We start from the raw sequence: 12,743 nt of genomic DNA on the forward strand, positions 1-12,743 counted from the left end.
TGTCTTGTTCGGTCCGGGCACAAAGGTGACTTAGACCGGTTTTCGTGCGACGATCCAGACTGAATGATAGGTCAAAGGTACGCCGGCGTCGGTCCCGAACCGGCGGGTGTAATCTGTTGAAAACCGCAACAGATCGGATTTGGTCCAGAACTGTTTGGCCCGCCCGTTGACCCCGGTTTGGCGCAGATGTTTAAGCGCAAGACGCGGTGACGCGAAGTGCAGTTGCTGCACATGCTCGCCCGATGTCACAAGTTCCATTTCAGTTTGGACTGAAGCAGCTAGATCCTCGGAACGGCACAAACCCGGTGCCCCTGCGGACGAGCCGATTTGAGCGAGCTCATGATACTGCTTTGGGCCAAAGCCCGAGACTGCCAGCCAACCACCCGGCGCAAGCGCGTCTGCGGCTCTGCGCAAAAGTGCAGCCGGATCCGCCAGCCACTGGATCATTGAGGCAGAGGTGATCAGATCAGGCCGGTCGGGCCAGTCTACCTGCAGCGCGTCCCCGCACAGGAACGTGGCGGCGGCCGTTTGTGCAGTCATCCCGGCTTCGGGCGCCAAATCGTTGAGGATCAGGTCTCCAATGACAAATGCATCGCGCAGCTTCTGTGTCAAAAGCCCGGTACCGCAGCCAAGTTCCAGGACTGAGGAAAAGTGACCCGGCGCGCCGCAATCGCGCAGGTCCGTTACCAGTCGCTCTGCGATCCGCCCCTGAGGACCCGCGGCCTGGTGATAGGTGTCAAAGCTACGGCTGAAGCTGCGCTGAACCCGGTCTGTCAAATGCGCCATCATGTGATCCACTCCGCCCAGCTTTGCCCGGCCCGAAACGGAACATGTGGCCCCGAAACTGGGCGAACAGCCTTGCCTTGCCGCGCCCATGCTGCCTTTTGGGCGCCGGTCGGGATGATCCGGTCCTTTTCAGGTATCCAGACGCGATCAAAGGCACGTTCCGGGGCTGGACCCCGATCAATGATGCAATGCAGCTCAGCCTGCGCGGCCTCGATGTTCAGGGCAGGAGCGGGGCCTTGCAAACCGGCGCGACGGCAAAATTTCGAAAAACTGTCTGCCGTAAGGCCATCGGCTGTCGCGCGTATCATTTGGGGCGCTATTCCGGTTTCCGCATCCGCTGGCGACAGCGTTCCACTGACGGCGACAAGACGCGCGGGTGAAAAGCCAGTCATTGCCATCCAATGCGCGGCGGACGCGACACCGAAAGAAAAAGCAATCAGATCAACGCGGTCATATTGCGCGAGTTCGGGCAGGGCATCATCCAAGTGACGGTAGTCATCCACCAGCAGGACATCGTCCTGTCCCGTCAGTTCTGCAAACGGGGCCGCACCCAGCGCCCAGCCACCAAAAACAAGGATCAGTGATGACTGTTCCGACCGGGATAACCACTGGCGTTTCATTACGATTCCCTGGCCAACGCCACCATCGCAGCGGTGACTTTGCTCAACTCGTCCGGTGAGATGACATAGGGTGGCATGCAATAGATATTCCGCGCAAACGGGCGCAGCCAGACACCGGTTTCCGGCGCCTTCCTGTGCGCGATAGATGGATCAACCCAATTCTCCATCTCGATGACGCCGATCGCACCCAGAACCCGGACATCCGCCACTCCGGGCAAATTCCGCGCGGGGGCAAGTTCATGTGCCATCTGCTGTGCGATTGCGTGCACCTCGGCGCGCCAGTCGCGCCGGGACAGTTGGTCAAGGCTGGCGGCACCGGCGGCACAGGCCAGCGGATTGGCCATATAGGTGGGGCCGTGCATCAGCACACTGGCTTCGCTTTCACCGATCCCACGAGCCACAGGTTCAGTGGCGACCGTGGCCGCCAGAGTGATATGACCACCTGTCAGCGCTTTACCAAGACAAAGAATGTCCGGCACGACGTCAGCCAGATGCATCGCAAACAATTCGCCGGTGCGGCCGAAGCCCGTGGCGATTTCGTCGAAAATCAACAAAACCCCGTATGCATCGCACAGCGCCCGCGCGCGTTTTAGCCAGACCGGGTGATAAAAATACATGCCGCCCGCGCCCTGAACCACCGGTTCCAGGATCAGTGCGGCAATTCGATTGCCTTTGGTTTCCAGCAACTCCTCAAGCGCGCCGAGGCCATTGAGTGCAGTGTCGTCAGACCAGTCCTGATCCAAAGTGATCTGTGGGCGGGGCAAAAAATGCTGTATCGACAATGCGCCCCGAAACAGCCCGTGCATACCGTTGACGGGGTCGCAAACGCTCATCGCCTTCCAGGTGTCGCCATGATAACCGCCGCGAATGGTGGCGAATTCCGTGCGCTCGGAACGACCCAATGCCATCTGATATTGAACAGCCATTTTCAGGGCGACTTCTATCGCGACCGAACCGCTGTCGCTGTAAAAAATGCGGTCCAGACCATCCGGCAACAGGCTGATCAGCCTGCGGCCCAGTTCCACGGCGGGTTCGTGGGTCAGGCCGCCGAACATGACATGCGGCATTCGCGCCAGCTGATCCTGCATTGCGCTGATAATGGCAGGGTGCCGATGCCCGTGAACTGCACACCACCATGACGACATGGCATCGATCATCTGTGTGCCGTCTTCCCGAGTAAGCCAGACGCCCTCGGCCCCGGTGATGAGGTGCATCGGGCCGGGGTTCAACACATTGGTGTAGGGATGCCAAAGATGGCGTGCGTCGAATTCCAGCGGGGTCACAGGACGCTCCGGATAGCGTTGACATCGATGGCTTCAAAGGCCGCTGACAGCGTGTCGTGTGACAGATCGTCGATTAGCAGCAGCCGGCCCAGATGGCGGACGTTACACATTTCGACGATAGTTTGTTCTACTTCGGGTTCCGCATCGCCGATAAAGGCCACGCCAACCACGGTGCAGCCCGCGTTGCGCAGCGCCATCAGGGACAGGGTCGTATGGTTGATCGTTCCAAGCGCGGTACGCGCGACAAGCACCACCGGCGCCTGCCAGTGGGTGAACAGGTCCAGAAAGAAATGCCTGCGGTTTAGCGGCACCATGACCCCGCCTGCGCCCTCAACAACCAACGGGCCGTCAACCTCCGGCAGTGCAAGCTGCGACAGGTCGATTTCGACACCCATATCCTCGGCGGACAGGTGCGGGGATGCAGGCATGTTCAACCGATAGGCTTCCGGCAGCACTTCAGCCCCCGAGAGAGTTGCAACGATTTCGCTGTCGGTTGCATCCTCCAACCCGGATTGAACTGGTTTCCAATAGCTGGCACCAAGCGCCGCCGTCAGGCCTGCGGCGAAGACCGTTTTGCCGACACCGGTGTCGGTTCCTGTCACGACGACAGCGCTCATGCCGCTTTCCTCTGGTAACGGTTCAGTGTTTCGAACAGGGCGCTGATTTCCGCCTTGCTGACATTGCCGGTGATAGAGATACGCAACCTCGAAGTGCCGCGCGGCACGGTCGGCGGTCGAATACCGCGCACATCGAATCCGTGTTCTGCGAGCGTGGCCGCCATTTCCATGGTTCGCCCGTCATCCCCCAGAATGACGGGTATGATCTGGCTGTTCAGAACGTCGTTCGGCACGCCAAAACGCCGTGCTTCTGCATGGGCATGCCGCAGACGTTCCTGCGCCGCATCAATCAGCGAGCTATCCGCCTTCAGCACGCTGATCATTGCCCGCACCAGCGCTGCGTTAAAGGGGGAGGGGGCGGTTGCAAAGATGAAAGGGCGCGCGCGGTTGATCAGGGCGTCGATCATCACCCTTGATCCGCAAATCAACCCGCCGGCAACACCAAGCCCTTTGCCGCAGGTGTGCAGCGTCAGCAGTTCCGCGTTCAAGCCATGCGCCAGCCCTTTGCCCTGCGGGCCGAATATGCCTGTGGCATGGGCTTCGTCCACAACAAGGATCGCGTCATTGGCGCGGGCCAGCTCCGACAATTCTGCCAAAGGCGCGAAGTCGCCTTCCATCGAGTAGATGCTTTCAACGGCAATCCAGATCTGACCGGAGCCTCCGGCCGAATGCCACTCTGCGATGACACGCCGCGCATCGGCGACATCGTTATGTGCAAACTCCAGGGTCGTGGCGCGGCCCATGCGCATGCCTTCATGCGCGCTGGCATGAATCAATGCATCATAGAGAACCAGATCTTCTGCGGCGGGCAGGGTGGAAAAGATCGCCTGATTGGCCTGAAACCCACCGCCCATGAACAAGGCGGATTCAGCCTGGAAGAAGGCGGCGGCTTCCTGTTCCAGCGCTTCATGCTCAGGGTGATTGCCCCGCAACAGGCGCGACCCGCCGGACCCCAGCGGAACTCCGCGGTCCAGCGCGTCTTGCGCCGCCACCTTCAGCATGGGAGACTGCGCCAGTCCCAGATAGTCATTGGAGGCAAAATCCAGGCCGCAACGAGGTGCGAGCACCCTATAGCGGTGCCGGTTGTTCAGAACATCCAGCATGGATTTCAGGCGGTCCAATGCCTTCATTCAGCCGCTTCCACGCAGCTCTGCCCGGCCACGGTTTCGACCTGCAAACCCAGTTTGGCAAACAGGATTGCGTCAGTATCTTCCTCGGGGTTTTCGGCGGTCAGCAGGGTTTCGCCCACAAAGATCGAGTTTGCTCCGGCCAGGAAACACATCGCCTGCATCTCATCGCTCATCTCACTGCGGCCAGCGGACAGACGCACGTAGGATTTTGGCATCATGATGCGGGCGGTTGCAATTGCGCGTACAAAGTCGATCGGGTCAATTGGCTTGGCGTCGGCCAGCGGTGTGTCTTCCTGTGGCATCAGCATGTTGATCGGCACGGAATCGGGCGCGGGGGACATGTTGGCCAGCGTCACCAGCATGTCGACGCGGTCCTGAATTTCCTCGCCCATGCCAAGGATGCCACCCGAGCAGACCTTGATTCCGGCCTCCTGAACCCGGTTCATCGTGTCGATCCGGTCTGCGAAAGTGCGGGTTGTGATCACTTCGGAATAGTACCGTTCGGACGTGTCGATATTGTGGTTGTAATAGTCCAGACCGGCATCCCGCAAACGGACGACCTGGTTGTCGTCCAGCATGCCGAGCGTCATACATGTTTCCATGCCAAGGTCACGCACGCCCTCTACCATGGCCACAAGCGCGTCCATGTCCCGTTCCTTGGGCTCGCGCCAGGCGGCCCCCATGCAGAACCGGGTCGCGCCGCCATCCTTTGCCTTGCGCGCCTCGTTCAGAACGCGCTGAACCTCAATCAGTTTTGACGCCGACAGCTTCGAGCCGTTTCGAGCGGACTGAGAACAATATGCGCAATCTTCGGCGCATCCGCCGGTTTTGATCGAGAGCAGCTTGGATGTCTGGATCTTGTTTGGATCAAAGTTTTCGCGGTGAACCGTCTGAGCGCGAAACAGCAAATCCATCAAAGGCATGTCGTACAAGGCTTGCGCGGCCTCGCGGGTCCAGGTGGGGGTCGATTGATCCATTTTATCGATACTTTTCCTAGGCGTCTGTCTTTCCGGCTTTTATTATTGATAAACCCAGAAACTACAACTGGAATCTCCCTTGTGGGAAGGCATTCAGGCGAAAACCAGCGAATTGAACGCGTTGCGAGCCAACGCGGCGCTGCAGTGCAGCGCCGCGCAGCAGAAACGCACGAAATCCAGTCTGTTCCTCAGGCACTCGCGCCACCTTGACTTTGGTCAGACAGGAACGTTCCCGGGCTATCTGCTTCTTCAAGTTTCTGGTTTTTGATCCACCAGAACCGGTTTCCTACATTACGCAGAAAACTTCGGTCGTGACTGACCAGCAGGCAGGTTGCGCCATGTTCCGTCAGCTCGGCCTCAAGCGCCTCTTGCCCGTCGATGTCCAGATGATTGGTCGGTTCGTCGAGCAAATAGAAGTCAGGTGCCTTTAGCCGCAGCATCACCATCGCCAGCCGGGCCTTTTGGCCGCCGGACAACGCTCCAATTGTCGTGTCTTGCATCTGGTAGTCTATTCCAGCGCCGGCCAGGACCGAACGCGCCCTCTGATCGCCGATGGAAAACTGTGCTACCACCATAGCCAAAGGAGTTTCCGCATCATCCAGCTGGCTCAGATGCTGATCGGAAAAGCCGGGAACAATGGACGCTGCGCATTTGATGCCATCTTCGGCCCCTGCCAGAGCTGCCTGTATCGTCTGAATCAAACGTGTCTTGCCAGCACCGTTCGCGCCAAGCATCACAACTCTGTCCCCGCGCGCAATCCACTTCCGGCCAGTCTTGAAAAGCAATTGCCCGTTTGGCGAGCGAACAGGCACATCATCCAAAAAGACAAGCGCCTTGGCATGAGTGCCGCTGTTCGCCAGCCGGATATCGCCTGCAGATTGTTCGTGGTGAACGTGACCGATTGCCTGTTCCAGCTTGTCGGCCCTTAGTAACAGCTGTTTGGTTTTGGTCAGCAACAGATCAGAGCCGGAATTCACGCCAACGTTCTTCAGTTTTGCCGCCTGACGACGAAGCTGCCGGGCCTTGTTCAGTTCATTGGCTTGCTGCCGCTCATCGGCTGCGTCAGATTCTGCAAGGGCTGCACGTGCCGATGAGTATGACGCCGAAAACACGCGGGAATTTTCGGGGCGCAGAAACAAGGTGCGATTGGTCGTGGCATCCAGAAACGCCCGGTCATGCGAGGCGATCACAACCGGCACGTCGCACGGCAATGCGCCAAGCCAGTTTTCCAGCAGCGCAATCCGGTTAAGGTCAAGATGGTTGGTCGGCTCGTCCAAGAGCAGCAGGTCCGGTCTGGTGATCCAGACCGTGGCCAGCATGGCAGTGCGCTGCCATCCGCCGCTCAGATCGCGCAGCGGCCCGTGATGCAATTCATAGGGGATCTGAAGCTCATCCAGCACGACATCCACACGCCAGCTTTCGTAGTCCGCCTGCTCTGGTGGCAGGCCCGCCAGGACCCAATCGTGCAAGCTGTGCGCCAGCGCACCGGTCGGAATGTCCTGTTTTACGTGTCCGGCTCGCAAGCCGCGAGCGCGGGTAACCGCTCCGGTTGTTGGCTCATGGTCGCCCGACAGGCATGCAAGCAGCGTGGACTTGCCGCGTCCGTTTGCGGCCACCAGACCGATCCGGTCGGTTTTCGATATGGTCAGGTTGAGGTCAGAAAATAAAGTCGCGCCAAGGGTCACGCCCAAGGCATTGATGTTGATGACAGTCATGGAAATCTCGCACCCAGAAGGTATGGCCGCACAGCGGCTTTGAGCAGACCGTCGATGAAAGGTGTCTCGGGTCGGCCCTGTAAACGGATCTACAGGGCGAAACGGGGACCGTGCTGAAGTCGGCGGATGATACGCATGTTCAGCTCGTGCCCTCCTTTTGTTGGTTGTTGCCTTTGCGTCAGGCTAGGAAAACTGCGGGCGATTGGCAACCGCCTTGGCCATCCATCGCAGAAAATTTGGGTCAGTTTTGCCGGTTCACGTTGACGGTAGCCATTCTGAAGAAAATCGAATAATCAGAGCTTCACGACGTCATCAGGCAGAAAAACAGTCCCGTGTTCGACCTACCCGCGCAGCGCGCGCATCTTTCCGAAAAATATGACCTCAGCCCATCGCCGGAACTGGCCGCTAGCATGGCAGACATTTATGCGCGCATGTCCCGCGTTGTGTCCCCGGCGGACTGGGCGATCTATGCCCCTTACGTGAAGGCGATCAATGATCTGAAAGCCGAGCGGAATGCGGTCGTCCTGGGCCATAACTACATGACGCCAGAGATTTTTCACGGTATCTCGGACTTTGGGGGTGACAGCCTTCAACTGGCGATCAAGGCGACCGAGGTCGAGGCAGATGTGATCGTGCAATGCGGTGTGCATTTCATGGCGGAAACCTCCAAGATCCTCAGCCCGGAAAAGACGGTACTGATGCCGGATATGGAGGCGGGATGCTCGCTTGCCGAGTCCATTACAGCCGAGGGAATCGCGGAAATGCGCCGCCGCTATCCAGGCGCACCGGTTGTGTCCTATGTGAACACGACCGCCGAGGTCAAAGCCGCATCCGACATCTGCTGCACCTCGTCGAACGCGGCGCAGATCGTGGCCGCGCAGGACAGTGAAACGGTCATCATGACGCCGGACCAGTACCTGGCCCAGAACGTGGCGCGTGACGTGCCGCAAAAGAACGTGGTCTGGTGGGAAGGGTCCTGCATCGTTCACGAACAATACAGCGCCAACGATCTGCGCGATTTCCGTGAATGGAATCCCGGTACGCGCCTGATTGCGCACCCTGAATGTCCGCCGGACGTGGTGAATGAGGCCGACTTCTCCGGATCGACGAGCGGCATCATCAAGTATGTCACCGAAGAAAAGCCCGAGAAAGCACTGCTGATCACGGAATGTTCGATGGCGTCGAACATCGCCGATGAATTGCCCGAGGTCGAATTTGTCGGGCCGTGCAATATGTGCCCGTACATGAAAAAGATCACGCTGGAAAAGGTGCTTTATGCACTCGACACGATGACCGGTCAGGTCGAGGTTGACGCGAGCATTGCCGAAAAGGCGCGGTTGTCCGTGCAGCGAATGATCGACCTGTCCCGCAAGCTGGGTATTTGACCCAGCCGATGCAGGAAATTGCGACTCCAAGGGTGGTCATTATCGGCGCCGGGCTGGCCGCCGTTTACGCCGCGTTGAAACTGGCACCACGACCCGTTGTTATGATTTCGCCCGAGCCGCTGGGGTCTGGGGCCAGTTCCGCATGGGCGCAAGGCGGGGTCGCCGCTGCCATGGCTCCGGGTGACAGTCCTGAAGCCCATACCGAAGACACCATCCGTGCCGGGGCCGGGTCCGTTCTGCGTGAGGTTGCCGAATACGTGACCCGCTCTGCCCGCGACCATGTTCTGGATCTGACAGATCTGGGTACTGATTTCGATCGCACGCCGGACGGGGCCTATATTCAATCCCGCGAGGCCGCCCATTCCGCTGCCCGCGTGGTGCGGGTGAAAGGGGATCAGGCAGGCGCGGAAATCATGCGTGCCCTGATTGCCGAATTGCGCCGGACCCCGTCGGTTCAGGTGATCGAAGGGGTTCAGGCCATCGGGCTGGAAAGCGACGGCAAACATGTAAGCGGCGTCTACCTGACTGCTGCCGCCGACAACGGCGCCAAACCAGTACTTCTACGCGGGGCCGCACACATTCTGGCGACTGGCGGGTCCGCGGGGCTATATGCCCAAACTACCAATCCGGCGCGTATCCGCGGGCAGGGGATCGGCATGGCCGCCCGTGCCGGGGCGCGAATAGCTGATGCTGAGTTCGTCCAGTTTCATCCGACCGCAATGAATGTCGGTGAAGATCCAACGCCGCTGGCCACCGAGGCATTGCGCGGTGAAGGGGCGGTTCTGATCGACAAAGCTGGGAAGTGCTTCATGGCGGGGGTTCATGCCGATGGTGATCTGGCGCCCCGAGATATTGTTGCCCGGGCAGTTTTCTTGCAGGCGCAATCCGGACAGCGGCCTGCGCTGGACACAAGGGCGGCCATTGGCGTAGAAATCACAACGCAATTTCTGGCCGTGACCGACGCCTGTATTCGCAACGGGGTGGATCCTGTGTCACAACCGATCCCGGTCACGCCCGCAGCTCACTACCACATGGGGGGTGTTGATGTAGAACTTAACGGCCGAAGCACCCTGACAGGGCTTTGGGTTTGTGGCGAAGCCGCATCTACGGGCCTGCACGGAGCCAATCGCCTCGCCTCAAACGGGTTGCTGGAGGCGTTGGTCTTTGCGCGCACCTGCGCGCAAGACATCGCAGCCAATACGCCGGCGAAACCGTGCCCTGAGGTTGCGATACACCTGGCCGCGGGCAATCCGAGGGCAGAGGTCCCGGCGGTTTCAACTCTGCGGCGGGTCATGACGGATTGCGTGGGCGTAGTTCGGTGTGGCAAGGGATTGCGCCGGGCGCTGTCCGAAATCGCCAAGCTCGAAAGGCAAAACGCGGCATCGGCCACGTTTCTGAACATGACTGCAACCGCCACCCTGATTACTGCGGCCGCGCTGATGCGCGAAGAAAGCCGCGGCGCGCATTTTCGGTCCGATTTTCCCCAGACAGATCCCGGCCCCGGCAAACGATCAGCTTTGACACTCGGCGAAGCCGTGACACTGCGCGACCGCATCGCAAAGGTTCTACAATGACAATCCCGACATTGCCTGACATGATCCTGGAGCCCCTTGTCCGGGCTGCATTGATGGAGGATCTCGGCTCCAATGGCGACATCACCACCCTGACCGTTATTCCGGCAGGAACGCAGTACACGGCCCGTCTCAACGCGCGCGAAGACGCTGTTGTTTCCGGAATGCAGGTCGCGGAACTGGCTTTCCGTCTGGTCGACCCATCACTTCAGATTACCTCGCTTGTCGTCGACGGTCAGCGGTGCGCCAAAGATGAAACGCTGATGGAAATCAGGGGCAGCGCCGCCTCAATCCTGTCCGGAGAACGCGTGGCGCTGAACTTTGCCGGACGTTTGACTGGCGTGGCGACAAAAACAGCGGCCCTTGTGGCGGAAATCAAAGGTACAAAGGCGCGCATCACCTGTACCCGTAAAACAACGCCCGGGCTGCGCGTTGTCGAAAAACAGGCCGTCCTGCACGGCGGCGGTTTCAATCACCGGTTTTCCCTGTCAGATGCAATCCTGATCAAGGATAACCATATCGCCGCCGCCGGTGGAATCGCCGCAGTTCTGCAGGCTACGAAATCCCGCGCCTCGCACATGATGAAGGTCGAGATCGAGATCGACCGCCTGGATCAACTGGCTGAAGTCCTGGATGTGGGTGGCGCGGATGTGGTTCTTCTGGACAATATGTCCGTGGAAACCCTGGCAAAAGCAGTCGCGATGGTCGACGGACGTCTGGTAACCGAGGCGTCGGGCAACGTAACCCGTGAAACGGTAGCGGCAATCGCCGCCACCGGAGTGGACTATATCTCTTCCGGCGCGCTGACCCATTCCTACCGAACAATCGACCTAGGCCTGGATTTCTGAAGTGGGCGCATCCCGTCTCACCAAGCTAACAGGCGACACAGGGTCGAGAGAACAGCGGCCACATCCGAGTGAGGAGCGCAAGTTTTTCTCAAAACGCCCCATCTCCGATTGACGTTCGCTTCGAATTGACTAGAAAAGGCCGGCACAGTCGGGCCCGAGGCAGGGCTCGGCGAAGAGAAGCAGGCCGCTGTAGCTCAGCTGGTAGAGCACGTCATTCGTAATGATGGGGTCGGGGGTTCGAGTCCCTTCAGCGGCACCACTTTAACATCCAGTTTCGCCCGACTCTGACTGATAGTAGCTTGTATTAGCAGGTCTTCTACTGTCGGTGTGTCCGATGTTGTTCTGCTGCGTACGCTGTAATCTACCCCCAAGTGGGGTACCAAATTGGCGTACGGGCCACACGATGATTGGAAGTACCCCCAATCCCCGTCTTGAGCGACGCACGGATTCGGGCTTTGAAACCCAAGGAGAAGCCCTAAAAGAAGGCCAATTTTGACGGACTATATTTGCTGGTGAAGCCGAACGCTTCGAAACTCTGGCGCTTCAAGTATCGTTGGCTTCAAAAGGAAAAGCTGCTGGCGCTGGGCAGGTATCCTGAAGTGACACTAGCTGATGCGCGACGGAAACGGCAACGCCCGCAGCCTGATCGCAAATGGCGAAGATCCTTCCAGCGTTCGCAAAGACAAAAAAGCCAGAGAAGAGGCAGAGAACAACGCTACCTTCTCCAAGTTGGCAGCGGAACTGCTGGAAAAGAAGCGCAGCGAAGGCCGTGCCGAAGCAACGCTGACAAAGACGGCCTGGCTTCACCGGCTACTTTCCGCAGACATCGGGAAAATGCTGATCGCGAAAATAGCAGCACGGGATATTCCGGTTCCGCTGCAGAAGAGGGAAAAAGGGCAATCACGATAGCGCCGTACGGATGCGATCTGCTGCCGGGGCCGTCTTTCGCTATGCCATCGCCCTGGGCCTCGCGGACAACGATCCGACCTATGGTTTGAAGGATGCCCTGATCAGGCCCCTGGTGCAGCACCGCGCGGCAATCACTGATCCGGCGCAGGTCGGTGCATTGCTACGGTCTATCGACGGGTTTGCCGGTCAAAGAACTACGCGCCTCGCGTTGCAACTGCTCGCGTTGACTGCCCTGCGTCCCGGAGAGTTGCGAATGGCGGAGTGGGATGAGATCGATGAAAGCAAAATGGCGTGGACCGTTGCGGCACATCGCGCCAAGATGCGGCGGCCTCACAAGATACCGCTGTCCCGCCAAACCCTCGATGACTTGAAGGAACTGCGCGACCTGACGGGCTGGGGCAAGTTGCTCTTTCCATCGGTACGTTCATCCAAGCGCTGCATGAGCGACAATACTTTGAATGCCGCGCTGCGCCGCATGGGGTATGAGAAGGACGAGATGACGGCACATGGCTTTCGGGCAATGTTTTCCACATTGGCCAATGAATCCGGCCGCTGGCATCCGGACGCCATTGAGCGAGCCCTCGCGCATGTGGAAAAGAACGAAATCCGCCGGGTAAACACGCGCGGCGCACACTGGGATGAGCGAGTTGATTTGACACAGTGGTGGGCAGATCAGCTTGATTAGATGAAGAAGGACAAACTGGGACGTGATTGACTGTGAACAAGCCCCGGTACAACCTGGTGAACAATTGATGCAGGCCTGGATTTATCAGAGCAGTTGGTCCCTCAAAGACACGTTGACGACACTGTCTAGGGTCAGGACCCATTGATTTCCGCGTGGCTGCGTGATTCACGGTTCGAAAATCGAGCGGTGACCATGTCTGATCTTTTCTGGTTGACCG

At 59.0% G+C, this 12,743-nt stretch carries 12 protein-coding genes, 1 tRNA gene and 1 pseudogene; 7 read left to right on the top strand and 7 right to left on the bottom strand.

Annotated features, from left to right (window positions below; translation table 11 throughout):
- Window positions 1–30: 30 nt before the first annotated feature.
- From ACR0J8_RS15120 to ACR0J8_RS15150, 7 genes are all read right to left on the bottom strand, one after another.
- A complete protein-coding gene (locus ACR0J8_RS15120) occupies window positions 31–789 on the bottom strand; it encodes a methyltransferase domain-containing protein (RefSeq protein ID WP_480525915.1) in 759 nt (252 codons plus the stop codon).
- Complete coding sequence (locus ACR0J8_RS15125) at window positions 786–1,406, bottom strand: pimeloyl-ACP methyl esterase BioG family protein (protein ID WP_170679016.1); 621 nt, start codon at window positions 1,404–1,406, stop codon at window positions 786–788. Before ACR0J8_RS15125 ends, ACR0J8_RS15120 begins: the two co-directional genes overlap by 4 nt.
- Entirely contained in the window at window positions 1,406–2,689 is a 1,284-nt protein-coding gene (bioA, locus tag ACR0J8_RS15130; protein WP_480525917.1) for an adenosylmethionine--8-amino-7-oxononanoate transaminase, read from the bottom strand. The genes ACR0J8_RS15125 and bioA overlap by 1 nt, the downstream gene beginning before the upstream one ends.
- Complete coding sequence (gene bioD, locus ACR0J8_RS15135) at window positions 2,686–3,306, bottom strand: dethiobiotin synthase (RefSeq protein WP_480525918.1); 621 nt, start codon at window positions 3,304–3,306, stop codon at window positions 2,686–2,688. The genes bioA and bioD overlap by 4 nt, the downstream gene beginning before the upstream one ends.
- Window positions 3,303–4,436: an 8-amino-7-oxononanoate synthase gene (locus ACR0J8_RS15140; protein WP_480525920.1), complete on the bottom strand. Its 1,134-nt coding sequence runs from the start codon at window positions 4,434–4,436 to the stop codon at window positions 3,303–3,305. The genes bioD and ACR0J8_RS15140 overlap by 4 nt, the downstream gene beginning before the upstream one ends.
- Window positions 4,433–5,413, bottom strand: a complete 981-nt coding sequence (bioB, locus tag ACR0J8_RS15145) for a biotin synthase BioB (RefSeq protein WP_170611795.1) — start codon at window positions 5,411–5,413, stop codon at window positions 4,433–4,435. Before bioB ends, ACR0J8_RS15140 begins: the two co-directional genes overlap by 4 nt.
- Window positions 5,414–5,601: 188 nt before the next feature.
- On the bottom strand, window positions 5,602–7,128 hold the full coding sequence (locus ACR0J8_RS15150; RefSeq protein WP_480890953.1) for an ABC-F family ATP-binding cassette domain-containing protein: 1,527 nt from the start codon (window positions 7,126–7,128) through the stop codon (window positions 5,602–5,604).
- A gap of 332 nt (window positions 7,129–7,460) precedes the next feature.
- On the opposite strand from ACR0J8_RS15150, the gene nadA reads away from it, so the two are divergent.
- The 7 genes and pseudogenes from nadA to ACR0J8_RS15185 all read left to right on the top strand — a co-directional run bounded on the left by nadA (window position 7,461) and on the right by ACR0J8_RS15185 (window position 12,526).
- The gene (gene nadA, locus ACR0J8_RS15155; protein WP_480890955.1) at window positions 7,461–8,513 is read left to right on the top strand and encodes a quinolinate synthase NadA; all 1,053 of its coding nucleotides are present in this window, start codon (window positions 7,461–7,463) and stop codon (window positions 8,511–8,513) included.
- 8 nt (window positions 8,514–8,521) lie between these two features.
- Window positions 8,522–10,087, top strand: a complete 1,566-nt coding sequence (locus ACR0J8_RS15160) for an L-aspartate oxidase (RefSeq protein WP_480525925.1) — start codon at window positions 8,522–8,524, stop codon at window positions 10,085–10,087.
- Window positions 10,084–10,932, top strand: a complete 849-nt coding sequence (gene nadC, locus ACR0J8_RS15165; protein ID WP_480525926.1) for a carboxylating nicotinate-nucleotide diphosphorylase — start codon at window positions 10,084–10,086, stop codon at window positions 10,930–10,932. The genes ACR0J8_RS15160 and nadC overlap by 4 nt, the downstream gene beginning before the upstream one ends.
- A 183-nt stretch (window positions 10,933–11,115) precedes the next feature.
- Window positions 11,116–11,191: transfer RNA gene (locus tag ACR0J8_RS15170), tRNA-Thr, on the top strand.
- 253 nt (window positions 11,192–11,444) lie between these two features.
- A pseudogene (locus ACR0J8_RS15175) lies at window positions 11,445–11,507 on the top strand (hypothetical protein); the annotation flags it as partial.
- Window positions 11,508–11,544: 37 nt separating this feature from the next.
- Window positions 11,545–11,841 (top strand): hypothetical protein, encoded by a 297-nt coding sequence (locus ACR0J8_RS15180; protein WP_480527989.1) that lies wholly within the window; start codon window positions 11,545–11,547, stop codon window positions 11,839–11,841.
- Window positions 11,842–11,851: 10 nt separating this feature from the next.
- Window positions 11,852–12,526: a tyrosine-type recombinase/integrase gene (locus ACR0J8_RS15185; RefSeq protein WP_480890958.1), complete on the top strand. Its 675-nt coding sequence runs from the start codon at window positions 11,852–11,854 to the stop codon at window positions 12,524–12,526.
- Window positions 12,527–12,743 lie beyond the last annotated feature (217 nt).

It is taken from the genome of Ruegeria sp. N11 (assembly GCF_056531525.1).

What these genes read in the sequence shown, in the direction of transcription:
- ACR0J8_RS15120 (WP_480525915.1), bottom strand. Translation starts at nt 789, where the DNA reads ATGATGGCGCATTTGACAGACCGGGTTCAGCGCAGCTTCAGCCGTAGC.
- ACR0J8_RS15125 (WP_170679016.1), bottom strand. Translation starts at nt 1,406, where the DNA reads ATGAAACGCCAGTGGTTATCCCGGTCGGAACAGTCATCACTGATCCTT.
- bioD (WP_480525918.1), bottom strand. Translation starts at nt 3,306, where the DNA reads ATGAGCGCTGTCGTCGTGACAGGAACCGACACCGGTGTCGGCAAAACG.
- ACR0J8_RS15140 (WP_480525920.1), bottom strand. Translation starts at nt 4,436, where the DNA reads ATGAAGGCATTGGACCGCCTGAAATCCATGCTGGATGTTCTGAACAAC.
- bioB (WP_170611795.1), bottom strand. Translation starts at nt 5,413, where the DNA reads ATGGATCAATCGACCCCCACCTGGACCCGCGAGGCCGCGCAAGCCTTG.
- ACR0J8_RS15150 (WP_480890953.1), bottom strand. Translation starts at nt 7,128, where the DNA reads ATGACTGTCATCAACATCAATGCCTTGGGCGTGACCCTTGGCGCGACT.
- ACR0J8_RS15160 (WP_480525925.1), top strand. Translation starts at nt 8,522, where the DNA reads ATGCAGGAAATTGCGACTCCAAGGGTGGTCATTATCGGCGCCGGGCTG.
- nadC (WP_480525926.1), top strand. Translation starts at nt 10,084, where the DNA reads ATGACAATCCCGACATTGCCTGACATGATCCTGGAGCCCCTTGTCCGG.
- ACR0J8_RS15180 (WP_480527989.1), top strand. Translation starts at nt 11,545, where the DNA reads ATGCGCGACGGAAACGGCAACGCCCGCAGCCTGATCGCAAATGGCGAA.
- ACR0J8_RS15185 (WP_480890958.1), top strand. Translation starts at nt 11,852, where the DNA reads ATGCGATCTGCTGCCGGGGCCGTCTTTCGCTATGCCATCGCCCTGGGC.